The organism is Luteibacter sp. E-22 (assembly GCF_049913125.1).
In the GTDB taxonomy this organism is placed as follows: Bacteria; Pseudomonadota; Gammaproteobacteria; order Xanthomonadales; family Rhodanobacteraceae; genus Luteibacter.
The window spans coordinates 2835579-2857123 of sequence record NZ_CP183975.1 but is presented as its reverse complement, the minus strand read 5'-3'; the positions used below and the strand labels follow the sequence as shown (position 1 = coordinate 2857123).

Below are 21545 nucleotides of genomic sequence, written 5' to 3'. Positions count from 1 at the left end.
GCCGCGCTGCAACATCGCAGCGCGGCGATAACCGTTTCAATTGCAACCACTTAGCCGCCTGGACGTCCATGAGCAAGACCCCCGCCGACAAGGCCGATAAACAAGCCACGCTGACCGAGGCGCGTACGCGCATCGACAGCATCGACCAGCAACTGCAGTCGCTCATCAGCGAGCGTGCCCGCTGGGCGCAGCAGGTCGGGCGGGCCAAGGGCCCGTTGAAGGCGGCGGTGGAGTATTACCGACCCGAACGGGAAGCCCAGGTACTTCGTGGCGTGATCGACCGCAACGACGGGCCGCTTCCGAACGCGGAGCTGGTGCGCCTGTTCCGCGAGATCATGTCGTCGTGCCTGTCGCAGCAGCAGCCCTTGAAGATCGGGTTCCTGGGTCCTGAGGGCACCTTTAGCGAGCAGGCGGTGCGCAAGCATTTCGGCCATGCCGCCTATGGCCTTCCGCTGGGAAGCATCGAGGAAGTGTTCCAGGAGGTGGCCGCCGGCAACGCCGACTTCGGTGTGGTGCCGGTGGAGAACTCGGGGCAGGGCATGATCCAGATGACCCTGGACATGTTCCTGGTATCCAAGGCCACGATCTGCGGTGAGGTGGAACTGCGTGTCCACCAGAACCTGCTGTCGCTGTCGGGCGAACTGAAGGACGTGAAGCGCGTCTATTCGCATCCGCAATCGTTGCAGCAGTGCCAGGGCTGGTTGCGGGTGAACCTGCCGCATGTGGAGCGCATCCCTGTGTCGAGCAACGCCGAGGCGGCGCGCACCGCGAGATTGTCGCCGGAATCCGCGGCCATCGCGGGCGAAACGGCGGGCCGCGTCTACGGACTGAAGACAGTGGCGGGACCGATCGAGGACCGTTCGGACAACACCACGCGCTTCCTCGTCATCGGCCGCTCGATCTTTCCGCCTTCGGGCAACGACCGCACCTCGTTGCTGGTATCGGTGCGCGACAAGCCCGGCGCGTTGTACGACGTGCTGAGCCCGCTCGCGCACCACGGCATCAGCATGAACCGGATCGAGTCCCGCCCGGCACATACGGGCAAGTGGCAGTACGCGTTCTTCATCGACGTGTCCGGCCATGTGGAGGACGCGGCCCTGCAGGCTGCGCTCGAAGAAATGAAACCTGCCGCCGCCGACGTGCGCGTTCTCGGCTCCTACCCTGTCGCCTTGCCATGACCTCACATTTCGATGCCGCCGCGTTCGCCAACCGGGCGACGTCGGCACTTCGTGCCTACGATCCCGGCCACGACCTTCCCGCGCTGCGCCTGCGTTTCGGTGCCGTGCTCTCCGAGCTCGGCTCCAACGAAAACCCGCTGGGGCCGAGCAAGCTAGCGATGCGAGCCGCCACGCGCGTGCTCGAGGACATCTGGCGTTATCCCGATCCGCTAGGCGCGTCGCTGAAGCAGAAGCTCTCGTCGGAGCTGGGCGTGCCCGTGCAGGGCATCACCCTGGGCAATGGTTCGCACGAACTGCTGATGCTGATGGCGCAGTGCTTTGCCGATGCGGAACACCCGGTGGTGCACTCGCAGTACGGCTTCGCGGTATTCCCCATCGCGGCGGCGGCGGCCGGTGCGCCGTCGATCGCCGTACCGGCGTTGCCGGCGGACCACCCGCGCGCGCCGTACGGGCACGACCTCGACGCGATCGCGGCGGCGGTCACGCCCGATACGCGCCTGGTCTACCTCGCCAACCCGAACAATCCCACGGGCACATGGTTCACCGATGCCGCGCTGGAAGCGTTTCTCGAAAAGATTCCGGCGCGGACGCTCGTGGTGGTCGACGAGGCGTACCACGAATACGTGGACGCCGAGGGCCTGAGCACCGCGCTGCACCTGACCAGTCGTTTCCCGAACCTGGCTGTCACGCGCACCTTCTCCAAGGCCTATGCGCTGGCGGGTTTGCGCATCGGCTACATGCTGAGCCATCCCTCCGTGGCCGCGGTATGCGAACGACTGCGTGAGTCGTTCAACGTCAACGCCGTGGCCCTGGCCGCGGCGGAGGCCGCGCTCGCCGATCATGAACACAGGGCCCGCGTGCGCGATACCAATCGACGCGATCGCGCGTGGCTTGCAGAGGAACTGACGGCAAGGGGGCTGCGTGTGCTTCCATCGCAGACCAACTTCCTGCTCGTGGATCTCGGCCGCGACGCCGCGGCCTTCGAGGCGCACCTGTTCGAGCGTGGCGTGATCGTACGGCCGATGGCGGGATACCGTTTGCCGCATACGCTGCGGATAAGCATCGGTAGCCGCGGTGAACTGGAACGCCTGCTGGAGAACCTGCCATGAGCCGCGTGGATTGGATGAGCGCCGCGGGTGGCCCGCTTCGCGGCGAGATCGCCGTGCCGGGCGACAAATCGGTGTCGCATCGCGCGTTGATGTTCGGCGCCATCGCGGAGGGTGTGTCGCATATACGTGGTTTCCTCGAAGGCGAGGATACGCGCGCCACGGCCGCCATCCTCGGCAAGCTGGGTGTGCGTTTCGAAACACCGGCGCCGGGCGAGCGGATCGTCCATGGCGTGGGTCTGCATGGCCTGCGCGGCAGTCCCGACGTGTTGGATTGCGGTAATGCCGGTACCGGCATGCGCCTGCTGGCCGGCCTGCTCGCGGGGCAGGCGTTCGACTCCATCCTGGTGGGCGATGAATCGCTGTCGCGCCGGCCCATGCGGCGGGTCACCGACCCTCTCGAAGCGATGGGTGCGTCGATCGAAACGAACGATGGCAAGCCACCGCTGCGTATCCGTGGCGGGGCGGGGTTGAAGGGCATCGCTTATGAGCCGCCCGTGGCCAGCGCGCAGATCAAGTCCGCCTTGTTGCTGGCGGGCCTGTACGCCGACGGCTTCATCGAGGTCGTCGAGCCGCATCCGACGCGCGACTACACCGAAAGCATGCTCAAGGCCTTTGGCTGGCCGATCGACTATTCGCCCGGCCGCGCGCGCCTGGAAGGTGGCCACGTCTTGCGTGCCGTCGATGTGGACGTGCCGGCGGATTTCTCGTCCGCCGCGTTCTTCATCGTCGCCGCGTGCATCGTGCCGGGTTCCGAATTGCGCCTGAAAGCCGTCGGCCTCAATCCGCGCCGCACCGGATTGCTCGCCGCGCTGGAACTCATGGGTGCGGATATCCGCGTGGAGAACGAGCGCAACAGTGGTGGCGAGGACATCGGCGACCTGGTCGTCCGCCATGCGCCGCTGCATGGCGTGGCGTTACCGTTGGAGATCGTGCCGGACATGATCGATGAATTCCCGGCGCTGTTCGTGGCCGCGGCGGTGGCCGAGGGCATGACCACGATTCGCGGCGCGGCCGAACTGCGCGTCAAGGAGTCCGACCGGATCGCCAGCATGGCCCATGGCCTGAAGGCCTGCGGTGTCCTTGTCGACGAACTCCCCGATGGCGCGATCATCCGTGGCGGCACGATCGGCGGCGGCAGCATCGACAGCTACGGCGACCACCGTATCGCGATGAGTTTCGCCATCGCAGGGCTGGTCGCCTCGGCGCCCATCGCGATCGGCGATTGCGCCAACGTGGCGACCTCGTTCCCGGGATTCATGGAATTGGCTAACGGCGTGGGCTTCCGTTTGAGTTCCGCTGCCTGACGCGTTCCGCCACTGGCGGGAAGGCGTTACGCTTCGCCTTCCTGTCAGCGGATATGGTCATGGCCGAGAAGATTCCCCCGTTCGTCGTCGTGGTGCCCGCGCGCTTCGGCTCCACCCGGCTGCCGGGCAAGCCGCTGCTCAAGATCTCGGGCGAGTCGATGATCCGCCGCGTGGCGGCGCAGGCGGGGCAGGCCGGGGCGGCGCAAGTCGTGGTCGCCACCGATGACGAACGCGTCGCCCGCGAACTCAGGGGCTGCGGCGACATCCTCGTCTGCATGACCCGCCCGGACCACGCCTCCGGCAGCGACCGCATCGCCGAGACCGCCGTCCATTTCGGCTGGCCGGACGACACCTTGGTGGTCAACCTGCAAGGCGATGAACCCTTCGCCCCACCCGCCGGTATCCGTGCCGTGGTGGCAACCCTCGCAGGCGACGATGCGCCGATGGCGACCCTGGCCACGCCGATCGAGCACGCGGATGAACTGTTCGATCCGAATATCGTCAAGGTCGTGCGCGGGCGGAATGGCCGCGCGCTGTATTTCACCCGTGCCCCCGCCCCGTGGGCCAGGGATGCCTTCGCCGCGAACCGGAATGTCTTGCCGCCCAACGTGCCGTTCCTGCGGCACATCGGCATCTATGCTTACCGGGCGGGCTTCCTGCGCCGCCTCGCGGCGTTGCCGCGCACGCCCCTGGAGCAGGCCGAGTCGCTCGAGCAGTTGCGTGCCCTGGAGCATGGCTACGCCATTTCGGTCCGGCCGACGCCGGAGCCTTTCCCACCGGGCATCGATACGGTGGAGGACCTGGCCCGGGCGGAACGATGGCTCGCCGCGCAGGGCCCTGAGTGAGGGGTAGGGGTTTCCCCACAGTTCCCATCGGGCAAGCCTGACGCGGGTTCCCGGGCTTCGCCGGGCGCGCCGGAGAGGGCGGCGACGTAACCTATCCCTGTCGCCACACTCACCCCCTGAAGGACAGGCGACGCTCCCACGGAAGGTCCTCGCCGGCATGGCCCATCTCCATGCCGGCGTTTTCGCGTCCGCCGCTCGCCGACGCGGTAAAATGGCGGAATGGAGCACACCGAGTCGCATCCGTTCGACGGCAAGGCCTTCGTCCGCCATCTCACCACCTCGCCAGGCGTCTACCGCTACTTCGACGCGGAGGACGAGCTGCTCTATGTCGGCAAGGCGGCCAATCTCAAGAAGCGCGTCGGCAACTACTTCCTGAAACCACCGATGGACCCGCGCATCGCCTCGATGGTGTCGCAGATCGCCCGTGCCGAGGTCACCCTCACGCGCACCGCCGGCGAAGCGTTGTTGCTCGAGTCGCAGCTGATCAAGTCGCTCAAGCCGCGTTACAACATCGTGCTTCGCGACGACAAGAGTTACCCCTACATCTACCTGTCGGGCGGCGAGGACTACCCGCGCCTGGCCTTCCACCGTGGCGCCAAGACCGGCCCGGGGCGCTACTTCGGCCCCTATCCGAGCACCTTCGCCGTGCGTGAAAGCCTTGGCCTGATGCAGAAGCTCTTCAAGGTGCGGCAATGCGAGGACAGTTACTTCAGGAACCGTTCGCGGCCCTGCCTGCAGCACCAGATCGGCCGCTGCAGTGCGCCGTGCGTGCGCCTGATCGAGGTCGAGGACTATAAGAACGACGTACGTCACGCCGAGATGTTCCTCGAAGGCCGCAGTAGCGCCGTGATCGACGAACTCGCCGTCGCCATGGAACACGCCTCGAAGGCATTGAATTTCGAGCGCGCCGCCACCTTGCGCGACCAGGTGGCCGCCTTGCGCCGGCTGCAGGCCCAGCATTTCGTGCAGGGTGCCAGCGCGGACATGGACGTGATCGCCTGCTGCATGGAAGGGGGCATGGCTTGTGTGAGCGTGATGTTCTTCCGCAACGGCGTCAGCCTGGGTTCGCGTGACTTCTTCCCGAGGCTGCCGACCGATGCGTCGGTGTCGGACGTGCTTTCGCAGTTCATCGCCCAGTACTACCTGGAGCGTCAGGTTCCTCGTGAACTGGTACTCAGCGATCCCGTGGAAGACGCGGACGTGCTGGCATCGGTGCTGTCGGACCATGCGGGGCATATCGTCTCGCTCAAGCCTAGTGTCCGTGGCGAGCGCGCGCGTTTCCTGGAAATGGCCCAGCGCAATGCCAGCGCGGCCTTGACTTCGCGGCTCGCCAGTCGGCATACGCTGCTGGCCCGCTTCGACGACCTGCAGAAGGTGTTGGGTCTCGACGCCACGCCGCGTCGCATCGAGTGCTTCGACATCAGCCACACACGCGGTGAACTGACGGTCGCCTCGTGCGTCGTCTTCGGCCCCGAGGGGCCGGAGAAGTCGCATTACCGCCGGTTCAACATCGCCGGCATCACTCCCGGCGACGACTACGCCGCCATGCACCAGGCCTTGACCCGCCGGTTCAGAAAAGTGGTGGAGGGCGGGGTCAAGCCCGATATCCTCCTGATCGACGGCGGAACCGGGCAGGTGGCGCAGGCGGTGGACGTATTGCGCGAGCTGGGCGTCGACGGCATCCGCGTGGTCGGTGTCGCCAAGGGGCCGGGCCGGCGTGCCGGCGAGGAGACCCTGGTGCTGGCCGACAGCGGCAAGACCCTGCACCCGGGCACATCCTCACCCGCGCTGCACCTCGTGGCAGCGGTACGTGATGAAGCGCACCGTTTCGCGATCAGCGGGCACCGCCGCCGGCGCGAAGCCGCGCGCGAGCGGAGTACCCTCGAGGATGTGGCTGGTGTCGGCGCGCGCCGTCGCGCGGCACTCCTGAAGGCCTTTGGTGGCTTGGCGGGCGTGGAAGCCGCCGGCGTCGAGGAACTGATGAGCGTGAAGGGGATTGATCGCGGCCTCGCCGAACGCATCTATGCCATGCTGCATCCTTGATTGAACCAAGACGCGCCCGAGCGGCACGCCTCCCGTACCGGCCGACCTATGCGAATCAACCTTCCGACCTGGCTGACCCTGTTCCGCGTGCTGCTGCTGCCGGTGATGGTCATCGTCTACTACCTGCCGTTCCGCGGCGCGAACCTCACGGCGGCCCTCGTCTTCGTCCTTGCCGCCTTCACCGACTGGCTCGACGGCTACCTGGCCCGGCGCCTGAACCTCACATCCGCCTTCGGCGCCTTCCTGGACCCGGTGGCGGACAAGCTGATGGTGGCGGTCACGCTGTTCCTGCTGGTGCAGTCCCACCCGGGCGGCTGGCAGGGCATCCTGATGGCGGTGACCGCCTCGGTCATCGTCGGCCGCGAGATCAGCGTTTCGGCCCTGCGCGAGTGGATGGCCCAGATCGGCGCACGCTCCAAGGTGAAGGTGGCTTTCCTGGGCAAGCTGAAGACCGCCACGCAGATGGTGGCCCTGGTGGTACTCCTGCTCCAGCACGACGCCGAGACCCTGCGCCTGTATCACATCGGCGAGGCCCTGCTGGTGATCGCCGGCGTACTGACCATCTGGTCGGGCCTGGACTACCTGCGCGCCGCATGGCCCAGTTTGCGCGGGGATTCAGACGAGGTGAAAAAAAGTGAAAAAAATACGGTGCAAGGTGGTTGACACATTTCCCATCTGATCTAAAATAGCCGGACAACGACGCGGGAATAGCTCAGTTGGTAGAGCACGACCTTGCCAAGGTCGGGGTCGCGAGTTCGAGTCTCGTTTCCCGCTCCAAGTAATTCCACAAAACCTCGGACATCCGGGGTTTTGTTTTTTAAGCGCTACGCGGATACTCTTCGCGCTGCGCAAGCGATGGCCGGGTGGCAGAGTGGTCATGCAGCGGACTGCAAATCCGCGTACGCCGGTTCGATTCCGACCTCGGCCTCCATCGCATTCCAAGGCGCACCCGCTCACGCGGAGGCGCCTTTTTTCTTTCCGCCCGGATGGCGAAACCGGTAGACGCAAGGGACTTAAAATCCCTCATCCGAAAGGGTATGTGGGTTCGAGTCCCACTCCGGGCACCATTTCGCTTTCCCATCGTTTTGGATGTGGGTATGCGTCTCGCACGAAGGCACAGTTGCCGATGAGTCATGTCGGGATCTGCCGTCTTCGGACGCGTGCGTTGACTTTGTGTTTGCAAAAGGCCGGCTGCTAGCTAGGTCAATGGTCGGGATGGTCGGAAAAAATTTTGCCAGGATGGCTGATCGAGGAGGTGTCACTCCGCGTATATCCTTGCGAGGACCCGAAAGATCGAATCTCAGGGCGTGATTTTGCAAGGAAGTACCATGGAGGATATGACTGAATTCCGCGTCACCTACGATGGCCCGGCCCTCGAAAACCATGAAATGGATCCGAGGGAGCTTGCGCCGGCACTCTTAGCAGTGGCAGAGCTGCTTGAATCGTCCGCCAAGGTTTTATTCGGCGAAAACGTCAAACTCAAGATCAGTGTGAAAGGCTCGTTCCAGACGGGCAGTTTCAACATCGACTTTGTCACCGGCTTGCAGTGGTTGAAGTCGATTCGCGACTTGTTTGCGGGCGAAAACGCTGCAGCGGTAGCGAATGGATTGGCCATTCTCACGCCCTTGGGCTTCTTTGGAGCAAAGGGCTTGGCACAACTACTCGTATGGCTCGATCGTAGGAAGATTACGCGAGTCGAGGTTTTACCCGAAGTCGACGGAATGCAGCGGCAGGCTCGTATCTACGTCGGAGAAGCGTTCTGCGAGGTCGAAAAGGAAGCGGTCGATTTGCTGCGGGACGTTGGCGTAAGGAAGGCGTTCGATAAGGTTCTTGCGCCGCTGGATAGAACCGGAGTGGACACATTCGCCGTAGGGCAGGGTGTTGGTTTCAATCTGGTTGTGGCGAAGGACGAACGTGCGGCTTTCGACGCGCCTGACGTCGAGGAGGATCTGCTCATCGACGATACGCGGCGCATGGTGTTCTCGATCATCTCCCTTGCGTTCAAGGAGGACAACAAATGGAGGTTGTCGGATGGTGCGGCGACGATCAGCGCAACCATCTCCGATCAGTCATTCCTCGACGATGTGAACAGCAGCGTGGAGACCTTCGCCAAGGGCGATGTGCTTGTGTGCACGGTGCGGGTCAAGCAGTGGCAGACACAACAGGGAGCAAGAACCGACTACGAGGTCATCAAGGTCGAAGAGCACAGACACGCCTCCCGCCAGATTCGTATCGAAGGACTAGACATGACCCATTAGGGTCGATCTGGCCGTCTTGAGTGAACTTCATCACCTGGGAATTCACAAAAGGACACGTCGCCATACGGCTGACGAACTACCGAACCTTCCTTCTTCGTTTCCTCGTTCGACCCAGGGCCGTGCAGCGATGCACGGCCTTTTCCATGGATATCGACCTCTCATGCGTGCACCTGTGTAATGGTATGGCGAAGAATCCAGACATCCCAAGGAGCAATGCATGGTGAAGCCCGTGACCGCGCGTGGCCTCCACAACCTGGTGGTCCAGCAGCTGGGGCGGCTTATCGTCAGTGGAGAGCTGGCGCCGGGGGAGGGGTTGCCACGGGAAGAGATCCTGGCCGAGCGCTTGAACGTCAGCCGCACCGCGTTGCGCGAGGCGATGAAGGTGCTCGTGGCCAAGGGCCTGATCGAATCGCGGCAGCGTACGGGTGCCCGGGTGCGGGAGGCCGTCCATTGGAACCAGCTCGATGCCGATGTGCTGGCCTGGCGCTGTGCCTCCATGCCTACGGAAAGCTTCGTCGAGAAGCTGGTGGAAATGCGTGAGTTGATCGAGCCGGGCGCCGCGGCCGCCGCGGCGAGGCGGCGTACCGACGCGCAACTGGCTACCCTCAAGGCGGCCTATGACGCGATGGCCGCCTCCGAGGATCTCGACGCCTGGGCCCAGGCCGACCTCGCGTTCCACGAAACCTTGTTGCGCGCGACCAACAACGAACTGATGGTCTCGCTGTTCTCGGTCATCGAGACCGCCCTGGGCACCTTCTTCCTGCTTTCCGCGCGCAATGCCGCGAACTTCAAGGCCGCCTTGCCGCACCACGAGAAAGTCTACGAAGCGGTGCGTCGCCGCCAGCCCGAAGTGGCGCGCCAGGCGATGTTGCGGATGGTCAGTGAGTCGCGCACCAATATCCGTGGCCGCGGCCGCAAGAAGGCCTGACGCCACCGACGCAAGATCCCGGAAATGTGAAGCGGTTGGCATTCGTGCTGCCCCATCCTCCGTTCTCCTGTTGAACGGAGAGGGCACGGAAACGGCGTCGCCAGGCCGTGTAGCTGCCGTATCCGCTTATGCTGCGCCGCAGCTTGCGGACATATAATCATAAAATACTACAATTGACCCACGGACGCTCCGCCTGCCGGGTGCAGGCCATGGGCGTCCATTCGAGGTGCGGATCGTTACGCATCAGCGGGGAAGAGTCGGGATCAGCGAAGTCCATCGATGCACGGGAGCAAGTCCGCTTGCCCTCGAAGGCAGCGTGCGGCCTTCGTGAGCCATCCATCATGAGAGGGGAGTAGGAATGCAGCGGAAGTTACTCGCGCTGTCGGTGCGCAACGCATTGGCTGGCATGCTCGGCATCTGTTCCATCGGCGGATCCATCGCACACGCGCAGGATGCACCGTCCTCCACCCAGGGCCCGGCTCCCACCGCGGCCGCCCAGGCACAGGATGGCAAGGGGCAGAAGGACGGTAAGGCGGTCACCGACCTCAATGGCGTTGCCGTTACGGGCCAGTTGCAATCGCTGTTCCTCTCGCAGTCGACCAAGCGCGATGCGGTCAATACCGTGGACTCGGTCTCGGCCGAAGAAGCGGGGAAGTTTCCCGACCAGAACGTGGCCGACGCGCTACAGCGCGTGCCGGGCGTGTCGGTGAACCGCAGTGGCGGCGAATCGAACCAGATTACCGTCCGCGGCTTCGGTCCCAACTTCGTCAACGTGCTGCTTAATGGCCGCACGATGGCGACGGCCGCGACCGATCGCGCGTTCGACTTCGACGTCTTGCCGTCCGAGGTGATCCAGCAGGCGGTCGTGCAGAAAACCAGCACGCCCGACCTGGAGGAAGGCGGCATCGGCGGTACGGTCAACGTGATAACCGCGAGGCCGTTCGACTTCAACGGCTTCCATGCAGCGGGAAGTGCCGCGGGGGTCAACGACAGCATCGATGGCGGCTTCGCGAGCAAGACCACGCCGAAAGTTTCCGGACTCATCGGCAACACCAACAAAGACCATACCTTCGGTTGGTTGGCTTCGGTGGTCTACTACAAGCGAGACCACGTCGAGCAGTCGATCGATACCCTGGGCTGGCTGACCAACCAGAACTTCTCGCGGATCAACCCCGCCTACACCAGCGTCGCCTTACCGCAGACGCTGCAAGGGCAGGTGATCAACGAGACACGGACACGTAAATCCTTCAATGGGGCGATCGACTGGGCACCGGTCGAGGGTGTCACCGTGAAGCTGGACGGCCTGTTCTCCGAGTACAAGATCGACTCGAAGTACAACGCCTTCGGCGCCTTCACCAATACCGGCATCATCCAGTCGATCACGCCGGGGGCCAATGGAACGGCCCAGCAATTCGTGCTCGACCAGTCCGGCGGCATGTCGAACGATTATGCGATGCAGTCCAATCCGCGCGATGCGTTCAACGAACAGATCGGTGGTCACATCAACTGGCAGATCGATCCATCGCTGCAGGTGGATTGGGACAGCGCGGTATCCCGGGCCTGGAACAAGGAATCGCAGAACGGCTATTTCGTCGTGCTGGGAACGCGCAATATCGGTGTAAACCCGGTCTGGACGAATAACGGCGGCGATCACCTGCCGACGTATACGGGTTTGTTGCCGACCACCGATACCTCCACGCTTCACGCCCACGTGACCAACCAGGGTACGCAGAGCCCGAACGTCAGCGACAAGATCTTCGAGAACCAGCTGCACCTCGGAAAGAGCTTCCTCGACGGCGTGCTTTCGCGACTGGATTTCGGCGTGTCCAATTCCAATCGCACCAAGACCGAGGTCACCTACAACACCCCGAACAGCTTCGGTTGTGCCGAGTACTGCGGCTACGTCGCCACGGTGCCTGCCGATGCCGTCGGTGCCCATGTTTACCATGCGGGCAACCTGGTCGGTGGCGCGGCTCCGGGGTTCCCGAGGGATTGGGTCGTCTACGACGTCAACAAGCTGTTCGCGTACCTGGCCACCCCGGCCGCGTATAACCAGTTGCCCAATCCCGACGCGTTCAAGGCGCAGCTCGACGCGAATGGCGGCGGCTTCACGGCACATCCCGATCCGAACACCTACAGCATGATCAAGGAGCGGATCAGTTCGGCCTATGGCATGGCGACGCTGGAAGGCGATGGCGACATGCCCTGGACCCTGAATGCCGGTATCCGTTACACCAAGACCAACACGACCTCCTATGCGTACTCGGTGCCGATCGTCGGAATCGCCGTGAACCCGAACGACCCGACCAATGCGATTCCCACCTACGGCGCCCTGAGCCCCATCTCGCAGAACGGCAAATACCACGAGTGGCTGCCGTCGGCGAACTTCAAGCTCAACCTGCGCGACGACCTCGTGTTCCGCGCGGCCGCGTACAAGACCCTGACCCGGCCAGACCTGAGCAACCTCGCCGCGTCGGTGTCGTATAACTTCCGTCCGCAGGACCAGACCATCACCCGTGGCAACGCCGCGCTCAAGCCTTATATCTCGAAGAACTACGACGCCGGCGTGGAGTGGTACTTCAACGAGACAAGCTACGCCGCGATGAACCTGTTCTACAAGAAGGTCAGCAACTTCAGCACGCTTATCACGACCAACGCAACCCTGCTGGGCTTCCCCTTCCAGTTGACCGAGCCGGTGAACCTCAACACGGCGACGATCAAGGGCGCCGAGCTTACCTTCAACTATCAGTTCACGAAGCTGCCCGCACCGTTCGATGGCCTGGGCGTGGCGACCAACTACACCTACGTGACCAGTGACGCCTCCATCAGCGCGGACAAGATCGCCAACGCCGGCAAGTTCGCCGTTCCCGGCATCGGCAATTCGTCGAACGTGAGCCTGTACTACCAGAAGGGCCCGGTCGAGTTCCGCGCGGCGTATAACTGGCGTGCGAAGTATCTCGCTTCGATCGCCGGCAACCAGAGCCAGCCGACCTCGGTGAAGGCATACGGACAGGTGGACCTGAGTGCCAGCTACAAGCTCAACGAACACGTGTCGCTCTTCATGGACGCTTCGAATCTCAACAACGAGAAAATCTACCAGTACCAGGTCTTCGACGATCGCCAGAGCTACGCCGAGGCCAACGGGCGTACATTCTTCCTCGGTGTGCGTGCCTCGCTCTGACATGTTGCAGCTGTGCAACGACCGGTTGAGCGTCTGTCTGCTTCCTTCCGCGGGCGGCGCCATCGCCCGCTTCGATTGGCTCGGGCAAGGCCGGGAGTTGCCGTTGATGCGGCCTTGCGATGATTCGCCGGAGGTATCACCCGGCCGCTACGAACCGAACCGCCTCGCCTGTTACCCCCTCCTGCCGTGGAGCAATCGCATTGCCCACGGCGGTTTTTTTCATGGAGGGCGGCGTGTCGCGCTGACGCTCAATCGCCAGGACGATGCTTACCCGATCCATGGAAGCGGTTGGCAACGGGCATGGTCGGTCGTCGGACACGAGGCCGACAGCGCCATGCTGACGCTGGACGAGGTCTCTGCCGATGCGTACTCCTACCGGGCCGCCCTGGAATACCGGCTCGACGAAGATACGTTGAGGGTGGGCTTACGGATCACCAACACGGGACGCTTCGCGCTACCGTTTGGCCTCGGACTGCATCCGTTCTTTCCCTTGCACGGTGGCGCCCGGCTGCACGCAGCCGCCACGTCGGTCTGGCTGAACGACGGCCATGATCCGTTGCCGGTCCGACGAGCGCCGGTGCCTCCCGAGTGGGATTTCTCGTCGGATCGTGCGCTGCCGGCAGATGGACTGAACCATGCTTTCGTCGGATGGCGGGGGCGGGCCACCATCGAGTGGCCCGTGCTTGCGATCAGGCTGCATGTCGAGGCGGAAGTCGATGGCTATGTTCTTTATGTTCCGGCAGGCGAAGACTTTTTTTGCCTGGAACCCGTGGATCATCCGATCAATGCCGTGCACCTGCCAGGCGGACCCGTCGCCAACGGCATGACCGACCTGGCGCCGGGAGAAACCCTTGAACGTGCCTTCGCCTTTCGTGCGGAGGCTTCGGATAGTCGAAAGGAAGGGAGGTTGCACCGTTGAAGCTACGAGCCCGCACGATCCGCTTTGCCACATTGCTTGCGGCAAGCCTGCTCGCCGCTCCGGCGGGTGTCACCGCCAGGGCTTCGCCGGAACGCACCGCGTCGCCGCGATACGATGCCGCGCACCGCGTCTTCAGGCTGGACGCCGGCGGTGTCACTTATGCGATGGGCGTGAACGCCGACGGCATGTTGCAGACGATTTACTGGGGCGCACGGCTGCCGGCGGACGATCCGCTCGGTCCCGCCGTCCCCGCGTCCGAACGCTCGTCGTTCGATCCCGCCGGCGCGCTCACGCCACAAGAATACGCCGGCTGGGGTGGCGCGATGACGGCTACCCCTGCGTTGAAGATCCGCCTCGACGACGGTAACCGTGACGTGGTGCTTCGCTACGACAGCTACCGCGTCGATGGTGACCATCTCTCGATCCTGTTGCGCGACGCACAGGCGGGCGTGGCGGTGACCCTCGATTACACCGCCGATGCCGCGACCGGGATCATCGGCCGATCCGCCCATATCGAGAATGCGGGAAAGCAGGCGCTCACGATCGACGCGGCCGCCTCGGCTACGTGGAACCTGCCGCGCGCGGACGACTATTCGTTGCGTTATCTCACCGGCACATGGGCGGGGGAATGGCACTTGCAGACACGGCCCGTCACGCCAGGCGCCACCGTTATCGAAAGCCGTCGCGGCAGCACGGGCGACGAGAACAACCCCTGGTTCGCGATCGGCCGCGGCGTCGCATGGAACGAAGAACACGGCGACGTGTGGTTCGGCGCGCTCGCCTGGAGTGGTTCATGGAGCATCCGCGTCGACGAGGACATCCTCGGCCAGGTCCGTGTCGTCGGTGGATACAACCCGTTCGATTTCGCCTATCGATTGAAGCCCGGCGAGGCGCTGGACACGCCGGTCTTCTATGCGGGCTACACCCGCGACGGTATCGGCGAGGCGTCGCGCCTCCTGCACCGGTTCGAGCGCGATCGCATCCTGCCTGGCGGTGCCCACGCGGCGCTGCGCCCGGTGCTGTACAACTCCTGGGAAGCCACCGAGTTCAAGGTGGACGAGCAGGGACAGGAGCGGCTCGCCGAGAAGGCCGCCGCGCTTGGCGTCGAGCGCTTCGTCGTAGACGACGGCTGGTTCGGTGCGCGCGATAACGACCACGCCGGCCTCGGCGATTGGGTGGTCAATCGCCACAAGTTTCCCAACGGCCTGAAGCCGCTGATCGACAAGGTGCATGGGCTCGGCATGAGCTTCGGCTTGTGGGTCGAGCCGGAGATGGTCAACCGCGACAGCGACCTCTACCGCGCGCATCCCGATTGGGTGCTCAACTTCCCGGGCCGCGAGCGAAGCGAAGGGCGCCATCAGCTCGTGCTCAACCTCGCCCGCGACGATGTGAAAGCGCACCTTCTCGAGGTGCTCGACCGCCTGCTCAGCGAGAACGACATCCAGTTCCTGAAATGGGATTACAACCGCAACTGGTCCGAACCCGGCTGGCCGCAGATGTCACCCGACGAACAGCAGAAGGTCTATGTGGCCTACACGCGCAACCTGTACGACATCCTGCGCCAGCTGCGCGCGCGTCACCCGAAGGTCGAGATCGAATCGTGTTCCGGCGGTGGTGCGCGAGTGGACCTGGGCATCATGGCGCTGACGGATGAAGTGTGGCCGTCGGACAACACCGATCCCTCTGATCGCTTGTCCATCCAGGACGGCTTCACTTACGCCTATGCCCCCGCAACGATGATGGCGTGGGTCACGGGCTCGCCGAACTGGGTGAATAATCGCATTAGCTCGCTGGATTTCCGTTTCCTGTCGTCGATGCAAGGCGGACTCGGCATCGGTGCGAACCTGCTGGACTGGACGCCCGCGGAAGAGGCGACGGCGCGGGGCTATGTCGCCGAGTACAAGAAAATCCGCGCCACGGTGCAACGCGGCTCGCTGTACCGCCTGCTATCGCCACAGGAACGCGCGCCGTGGTCTGCCACGGAGTCGGTAGCCGACGATGGCACGCAGGCGGTGCTGTTCGCTTTCCAGCGCCAGGGCGAAGAAGCTCGTCCGTTTCCGACCCTGCACCTGCGAGGGCTCGACGTGAAGGCGCGCTATCGCTTCCGCGTCGTGCACGGCAAGGCCGCCCCCGGTACGCCGGACGTGGCCAGTGGTGCGTACTGGATGCAGCGCGGCATCGACCTCGTGATGAAGGGCGACCTGCAGGCCGCCGGCGTGGTGTTCGAACGCGAAGGCACAGCTTCCCACCAAGGAGTCACGCGATGAATGGTTCGGTTCCGGCATTTTCCCGTCTGGCGCTTGCGTGCGGACTGATGACGCTCGCCAGTGCGGCATCGGCGCAGGTCAACGGCGTGGGGCAGAGGCCTTACCTCGGATGGAGTAGTTTCAGCCAGCAGACCATCGATCCCGCCTTCCTCACCCAGGCCAACATGGTCACGCAATCGGATGCGCTCGCCGCGTCCGGATTGCAGGCGCACGGGTACGCCTACATCAACCTGGATTCCGGTTGGCAGGGTGGATTCGATGCCAACGGCCGTCCCACGCCTGACCTGCGGACCTTCCCCGACATCAAGGCATTGATCGATCATATCCACGGTCATGGACAAAAGGCGGGCATCTACTGGATTCCCGGTGTAGAAGAACCGGCGGTACAGGCCAACTCGCCGATCCTCGGCACGCCGTACCACATCCAGGACATCCTGGCGCTACCGCATCGCGCCGGCAATGCGTTCGGCGCTCCGGGTGAATCGCCGTACCACTACAAGATCGATTTCAGTAAACCCGGCGCGCAGGAATACATCGATTCGGTGGTGGCGCTTTTCGCTTCGTGGGGCGTGGATTTCATCAAGCTCGACGGTGTCACGCCGGGTTCCTATAGCGACGACCTGAGCATCGACAACCGCGACGACGTCGCCGCGTGGTCCAAGGCGATCTCACGCAGCGGCCGCCCGATCTGGCTCACCGTCTCCTGGGCGGTGGACAAGGATTACCAGGACGTGTGGCAGGCCTATTCCAATGCACGCCGCATCGACGACGACGTGGAATGCGAAAGCCGCTGTGCCACGCTCACCAATTGGCCGCGCATCGAGAAACGTTTTCGCGACCTGCCGGGATGGCAGGACGTGGCTGGCCCGTCGAAAGGCTGGAACGACCTCGATTCACTCGACATCGGCGACGGTGACGAAGACGGGTTGACGGTGGACGAGAAACGGTCGGCCGTCACGCTCTGGGCGATGGCGAACGCGCCCATGTACCTGGGCGGAGACCTCACGAAGCTCGATGAAACCGGCAAGCGGTTGGCGGGCAACGACGAGGTCATCGCGGTGAACCAGTCCGGCAAGCCCGCCATGCAGGTCATCGGTGGCGACTTGCCCGTGTGGGTGAGCGACCTCGGCGGCGGCCGCTACCATGTCGCCTTGTTCAACATGAACGCGACGCGCGCGGTCGTCGAATTGCCTTGGCGCGTGTTGGGACTGACCGGTGCCCGGCGCGTGCGCGATCTCTGGCGTCATCAGGAGCAAGGCCCGTCCACGGGCAGCTACCGCGTCGAACTGCCCGGGCATGGCACGCAGCTGTTGCTGGTCGAGGCGTTGCCTGGCCATATGACGCCCGGTCCGTCCACGAATTACGAGGCCGAGGCGGCAACGCTCGCCGGCACGGCGGCGCAGGCTGCTTGCGCAGGTTGCTCGGGCGGTGTGAAGGTCGGCGGCCTGGGACTCGGCGCAGGCAACACGGTTAGCTTCGATCATGTCTATGCGCCGCGGGACGGCGCCTATCTCATGCGGATCGACTCGCTCACGCTCGGCCTTCGCTCGTATCTGTACCAGGTGAACGACGGGCCGTTCCAGACTTTCAATTCGGGTGGTGGAAGCTTCCAACTGCCGTCGCAAAGCACGCTGCCGGTATGCTTGCGCAAGGGGTTCAACCAGATTCGTTTCGGTAACGCAGCCAGCTACCCGCCCGACCTGGATCGCATCGTCGTCGGCGGAACCGGTGACGCCGCGCTTCCCGCATCGGCCACCTACGAGGCGGAGGCCGCGGTCCTTGGCGGTACCGTGACCGCGGGCTTCAGCAATTACTTCTCGGGGCTGGCGAAGGCGGGCAATATCGGTGTCGGGTCCGCGAATTCCGTGACCTTCCCGGCAGTGACCGTACCCACGTCGGGGAGCTACCAACTGGAGATCGACTACGCCACCAAGGGGCCGCGCACGCTCTACCTGGTCATCAACGGGCAGGCTCCGATCAGGCTGGATCTCGACGGCAGCAGTTTCGACGATCCCGTGGCCAAGGTGCTCGATGTGTCGCTCAAGGCCGGGGCCAATACGATCGGACTCGGCAATGCCGACGCACCGGCGCCGGATCTGGATCGCATCGTCGTGGCGCCCCGGGTCTTGCCGGCGTGGTTGGGAGCTTCCGCGACTACGTGTCAGCGGTAAGGTGGGTGGTCGGTCAAGCTGGCGGGCCACGCGGGAAGCATGCAATGGCACCGTTCGGCGAACAATACGGCCGGTCGTGACCATTCCGAGGCGTCTGAGATCCGCTGCAGCAGGGTGCAGGCCTCCGCGATGTCGACATAGTCGGCATCGCGCATCGCCTTGAGCCGACGGTGCGCCCGCCAAAGAACGGTGATCGCTTCAGCGACGCCGCGATACGGCGCCATGTCCTCGAGATAACGGCAGGTGTGCCTCAGGTCGGCCATTCGCATATCGCCGGCCGACCGGGGCATGCGCTCGTTCCATTCCGCCTCGGCGGCGTAGAGGATATCGAGGGCGTAGCCTAGCTCTTCGCATGCCTCGTCGACCGCATGCGCGGTGACCTGGCAAGGTCCGGGCAGCGATCGACGGGGGGCGAAGCTCATGCACTTACCTGTTACTGTTAGGGCTGTTTCCCCGTCCGGCGTTTGGCCGGCTCGCGCGGTGTCTCGGGAAGCTTGCCGCGACGCTCATGGGAATAGACGTAGGAGACGAACGCTGCCGACGAACGGTCGGTGGGCGCGCCGTTTGGAAAACGCGCCGGTGGCTTCTGCGTGGGCATGACTTGTCCGGTTGGGTGACTAGGCCCCTCGTGGGAGGGATGGTGTCCCACCATGCGCCTTGGGTTGTTATGCGCATGTAAGCGGGACCGCCGTGCAACCCCTTTTTTCGTCACGCGGGGGTAACGGGCGAGGTGGCAATTGTGGTCTTTCAGCGGGGAACGGCAATGGAAATGATGAAACGCAGCGCGCGGCCTGCCGATGCCACGAAGATCGACCTCGAGTCGCGGACCGAGGTCAACTGGTGGGTGCGTTCGCTGGGGGTGACGGAGCAGTCGCTCCGCGATGCGGTGAAGCGCGTCGGCCAGGTGCCGGGCGACGTACGCGCCGAACTCCGGCGTCGCCGATGATGGATATCTCGGATCGGCCATTGCGTATCTTCGTGTTCTTCCCGCCTATCAACGAAAGGACATGGACCGTGCTGTTGCCGGGAGCGCACAAGCACCTGTTCCGCACGGAAGGGTTGGCCGTGGAATTCGCCCTCAACCAGGCCGCCGCCATGAAGGGACGGGGCAGGGCGGTGCAGGTGCTGAAGGAACGCATCTCGGGAAGCTGGATTCCCGTGCACTTCTGACCAGGCGCTGTGTCGGGTTCAACGCGATGGGGACGACTTCAACGGCGCGCCCGGTCTTCCCGCACAGGCGGCACGGGTAAGCGCGCGATCCGCCTCGCCATCGTTCGGCCGCGCAAGGCGGGCCATGCAGGTGTCGAAGGTTTCCGGCTGCGGGCGCGTGGCGAAATAAGCGGTGCCCACGGCGATCGCCAGCGCGATGGCGATCCAGGGAAGGCTGTCGTTGAGTGTCTTTGGCATGGTGGTAACGGCATTTACGACGCCATTATAGATGGGCCAGCCACCTCCGGTGCCGTGCAGGCGATCCAGGCCCCTTCTTCACGCGATCCCGATGCCGGCGCGGCGACGCTTGGGACATCGCGCAACGAACCTCGGGGAGAGTCGCCATGGCCAAGGTCTTATCCGATTCCCACGTCAATACCCTGGGTGCGATGGCGGCGGGCAAGCTGCTCGCGAAAGCCACCGGCGGGCGCTGGGGCCCGGCCATCCTCATCCTGGGAGGCATCCTCCTGCTGCGAAAACGCGCCGCCGCCCGGGCGGCGCGCCGCGTTCGAGCCGACATCGATGCGGGCGGCCCGGATGCCCCGCGCTAGGGGAAAGGCTAACTCCTCTGGTGATTATCTTCGCCGGTGTCATCCACCGGATCGCCCGAGGAGTCCGTGCGTGGCTGTTCAGTAGGGCCCCGCCGGTCTTTCGGTGGCTGATCCTGTCCCGGTTGTTGCGGGGGACGATTTTTCTCATTAGCCATGGGCATCTCCTTCATCGGGAGGCTCCACCTTGGCGCCTTCATGCTGATGGATACGTGCGAACCATGTGAGCAACGCGTCGGTGCCCTCAGTGGGCCCTGCGCTTGGGCCCAGCGGCTACGACAGGGGGTGTCGCGAGGCCGGCGCGGGTCGATGCGTGCGAGCGGCTGGCCTGCTCGGTCAATAAAGGTGTCACGATCGCCATCCATCCTTCGGCGAAGGAGCGGACATTTCGCGGACGCTGCTCCGGCGTGTAACGGGACATGGCTTCCGCCAGCGCGGCCACCAGCGCGGCCGGTTCCGGGTGGGTCGAGATGGCCGCTTCCAGGGCGGATTCCAGGGCCGCGAGTTTTCCGAGGAGGTAAGTCCGGTCTTCCATGAATGAGGTGTCCTTGCTGGGTCCTTGGATGGACGGAGTGCCTCGTCTGTGGCCTCCGCGATTCCGTATGTGGCACACCTTCCGGTGTCGTCGGGCAGCGCTGCCGAAATCGTGCTGAGGCATTCGCCTACAAGCAGCTGCGCCTGACGATGACACGATCATCAGGCCATGTCACCTCACATGCAAAGGCGGATACCGCTACAGACGGCGGGGCGGCGGTCGGATCATACGTGCACGCTGGTTGTCTCGCCTGCACATCTGGCATTGTATGCATTCGCAGGCGCGCGCGGCCGATACGCGCGCACAGAAGTACAGTCGGCCCAGGGAGGGCATTACATGATTAACGTTGTTTTGGTCGACGACCACGAGTTGGTCAGGACCGGGTTCCGGATGATCCTGCAGCAGCAGGCCGACCTCCGGATCAGGGGAGAAGCGGGTTCGGCCGAGGAAGGCCTGCGCCTCATCCGCTCCCAATCACCAGATATCGCGCTCGTCGATGTCCACATGCCGGGCATGAGCGGCGTGGAACTGACCGAGCGTGTGATTCGCGCGAAGCTGCGCACGAATATCGTCATCCTCACCGTCGTCGATGACGCGCGTTTCCCCAAGCGTCTGTTGGACGCCGGAGCCCTCGGTTATCTCACCAAGGGCTGCTCGTCCGAGGAATTGCTCAGCGCCGTGCGCCAGGTAGCCTCGGGGCGGCGCTACCTCGCCCCCACGGTGGCCCAGCAGTTGGCACTCGCCACGCTCGATGGTTCGGATTCGCCGTTCGACACGTTGTCGACGCGCGAGATGGAAGTGTCGATGATGCTCGTCCGCGGGATGCCGCTGACCTCGATCGGCGAAAGGCTCAACCTGAGCCCGAAAACCGTCTCGACTTATAAACAGCGTCTCATGGAGAAGTTGCATGTCGAACATGTCGTCGGCCTGGCGCACTTGATGACCGTGCACGGCTTGCTGGACACGCATAATCACCAGGTGGGCAGCTGACGTTGTTCATGGCGTGACAAAAAAAGCCGGGCGATGCCCGGCTTTTTTTGTTCTTTCACT

Annotated in this window: 20 protein-coding genes and 3 tRNA genes; 19 read left to right on the top strand and 4 right to left on the bottom strand. The window is 64.1% G+C overall.

What is annotated here, in order from left to right; translation table 11 throughout:
- Window positions 1–68 precede the first annotated feature (68 nt).
- The 15 genes from pheA (at window position 69) to ACN9M2_RS12735 (ending at window position 18203) form a co-directional block, all read left to right on the top strand.
- Window positions 69–1178 carry a prephenate dehydratase gene (gene pheA / locus ACN9M2_RS12805; protein WP_306850472.1) on the top strand — a complete coding sequence of 370 codons (1110 nt, stop codon included), beginning with the start codon at window positions 69–71 and terminating at the stop codon, window positions 1176–1178.
- The gene (gene hisC, locus ACN9M2_RS12800; RefSeq protein WP_426285095.1) at window positions 1175–2287 is read left to right on the top strand and encodes a histidinol-phosphate transaminase; all 1113 of its coding nucleotides are present in this window, start codon (window positions 1175–1177) and stop codon (window positions 2285–2287) included. The genes pheA and hisC overlap by 4 nt, the downstream gene beginning before the upstream one ends.
- On the top strand, window positions 2284–3591 hold the full coding sequence (gene aroA / locus ACN9M2_RS12795) for a 3-phosphoshikimate 1-carboxyvinyltransferase (protein ID WP_426285094.1): 1308 nt from the start codon (window positions 2284–2286) through the stop codon (window positions 3589–3591). Before hisC ends, aroA begins: the two co-directional genes overlap by 4 nt.
- Before the next feature lie 59 nt (window positions 3592–3650).
- A complete protein-coding gene (gene kdsB, locus ACN9M2_RS12790; RefSeq protein WP_426285093.1) occupies window positions 3651–4436 on the top strand; it encodes a 3-deoxy-manno-octulosonate cytidylyltransferase in 786 nt (261 codons plus the stop codon).
- A 219-nt stretch (window positions 4437–4655) separates the two neighbouring features.
- Complete coding sequence (gene uvrC / locus ACN9M2_RS12785) at window positions 4656–6479, top strand: excinuclease ABC subunit UvrC (RefSeq protein WP_426285092.1); 1824 nt, start codon at window positions 4656–4658, stop codon at window positions 6477–6479.
- Window positions 6480–6527: 48 nt separating this feature from the next.
- A complete protein-coding gene (gene pgsA, locus ACN9M2_RS12780; protein WP_426285091.1) occupies window positions 6528–7142 on the top strand; it encodes a CDP-diacylglycerol--glycerol-3-phosphate 3-phosphatidyltransferase in 615 nt (204 codons plus the stop codon).
- Between the two features lie 38 nt (window positions 7143–7180).
- Window positions 7181–7256: transfer RNA gene (locus ACN9M2_RS12775), tRNA-Gly, on the top strand.
- Between the two features lie 80 nt (window positions 7257–7336).
- Window positions 7337–7410 (top strand) — tRNA-Cys (locus ACN9M2_RS12770).
- A gap of 49 nt (window positions 7411–7459) precedes the next feature.
- Window positions 7460–7546 (top strand) — tRNA-Leu (locus ACN9M2_RS12765).
- A gap of 261 nt (window positions 7547–7807) precedes the next feature.
- The gene (locus ACN9M2_RS12760; RefSeq protein ID WP_426285090.1) at window positions 7808–8737 is read left to right on the top strand and encodes a hypothetical protein; all 930 of its coding nucleotides are present in this window, start codon (window positions 7808–7810) and stop codon (window positions 8735–8737) included.
- A 217-nt stretch (window positions 8738–8954) separates the two neighbouring features.
- Window positions 8955–9665 (top strand): FadR/GntR family transcriptional regulator, encoded by a 711-nt coding sequence (locus ACN9M2_RS12755; RefSeq protein ID WP_426285089.1) that lies wholly within the window; start codon window positions 8955–8957, stop codon window positions 9663–9665.
- A gap of 358 nt (window positions 9666–10023) precedes the next feature.
- Window positions 10024–12846, top strand: a complete 2823-nt coding sequence (locus ACN9M2_RS12750) for a TonB-dependent receptor (RefSeq protein WP_426285088.1) — start codon at window positions 10024–10026, stop codon at window positions 12844–12846.
- 1 nt (window position 12847) lies between these two features.
- Complete coding sequence (locus tag ACN9M2_RS12745; protein ID WP_426287919.1) at window positions 12848–13765, top strand: aldose 1-epimerase; 918 nt, start codon at window positions 12848–12850, stop codon at window positions 13763–13765.
- A complete protein-coding gene (locus ACN9M2_RS12740) occupies window positions 13762–16032 on the top strand; it encodes an alpha-galactosidase (RefSeq protein WP_426285087.1) in 2271 nt (756 codons plus the stop codon). Before ACN9M2_RS12745 ends, ACN9M2_RS12740 begins: the two co-directional genes overlap by 4 nt.
- Complete coding sequence (locus ACN9M2_RS12735; RefSeq protein ID WP_426285086.1) at window positions 16029–18203, top strand: CBM35 domain-containing protein; 2175 nt, start codon at window positions 16029–16031, stop codon at window positions 18201–18203. Before ACN9M2_RS12740 ends, ACN9M2_RS12735 begins: the two co-directional genes overlap by 4 nt.
- Here ACN9M2_RS12735 and ACN9M2_RS12730 read toward each other — a convergent pair.
- On the bottom strand, window positions 18194–18625 hold the full coding sequence (locus ACN9M2_RS12730) for a hypothetical protein (RefSeq protein ID WP_426285085.1): 432 nt from the start codon (window positions 18623–18625) through the stop codon (window positions 18194–18196). The genes ACN9M2_RS12735 and ACN9M2_RS12730 overlap by 10 nt on opposite strands.
- Before the next feature lie 17 nt (window positions 18626–18642).
- Complete coding sequence (locus tag ACN9M2_RS12725) at window positions 18643–18801, bottom strand: hypothetical protein (protein ID WP_371023230.1); 159 nt, start codon at window positions 18799–18801, stop codon at window positions 18643–18645.
- 165 nt (window positions 18802–18966) lie between these two features.
- Here ACN9M2_RS12725 and ACN9M2_RS12720 point away from each other — a divergent pair, with 165 nt between their 5' ends.
- Window positions 18967–19149 (top strand): DUF3606 domain-containing protein, encoded by a 183-nt coding sequence (locus tag ACN9M2_RS12720; RefSeq protein ID WP_371023229.1) that lies wholly within the window; start codon window positions 18967–18969, stop codon window positions 19147–19149.
- Window positions 19146–19373 (top strand): hypothetical protein, encoded by a 228-nt coding sequence (locus ACN9M2_RS12715; protein WP_306850491.1) that lies wholly within the window; start codon window positions 19146–19148, stop codon window positions 19371–19373. Before ACN9M2_RS12720 ends, ACN9M2_RS12715 begins: the two co-directional genes overlap by 4 nt.
- 18 nt (window positions 19374–19391) lie before the next feature.
- Here the strand turns inward: ACN9M2_RS12715 and ACN9M2_RS12710 are convergent, their stop codons facing one another.
- A complete protein-coding gene (locus ACN9M2_RS12710) occupies window positions 19392–19610 on the bottom strand; it encodes a hypothetical protein (RefSeq protein WP_426285084.1) in 219 nt (72 codons plus the stop codon).
- A 146-nt stretch (window positions 19611–19756) separates the two neighbouring features.
- Here ACN9M2_RS12710 and ACN9M2_RS12705 point away from each other — a divergent pair, with 146 nt between their 5' ends.
- Window positions 19757–19963 carry a hypothetical protein gene (locus ACN9M2_RS12705; RefSeq protein ID WP_426285083.1) on the top strand — a complete coding sequence of 69 codons (207 nt, stop codon included), beginning with the start codon at window positions 19757–19759 and terminating at the stop codon, window positions 19961–19963.
- Between the two features lie 241 nt (window positions 19964–20204).
- Here ACN9M2_RS12705 and ACN9M2_RS12700 read toward each other — a convergent pair whose 3' ends face one another.
- The gene (locus tag ACN9M2_RS12700; RefSeq protein ID WP_426285082.1) at window positions 20205–20495 is read right to left on the bottom strand and encodes a hypothetical protein; all 291 of its coding nucleotides are present in this window, start codon (window positions 20493–20495) and stop codon (window positions 20205–20207) included.
- A gap of 336 nt (window positions 20496–20831) precedes the next feature.
- On the opposite strand from ACN9M2_RS12700, the gene ACN9M2_RS12695 reads away from it, so the two are divergent.
- Window positions 20832–21485: a response regulator gene (locus tag ACN9M2_RS12695; protein ID WP_306850494.1), complete on the top strand. Its 654-nt coding sequence runs from the start codon at window positions 20832–20834 to the stop codon at window positions 21483–21485.
- The last annotated feature ends 60 nt before the right edge of the window (window positions 21486–21545 follow it).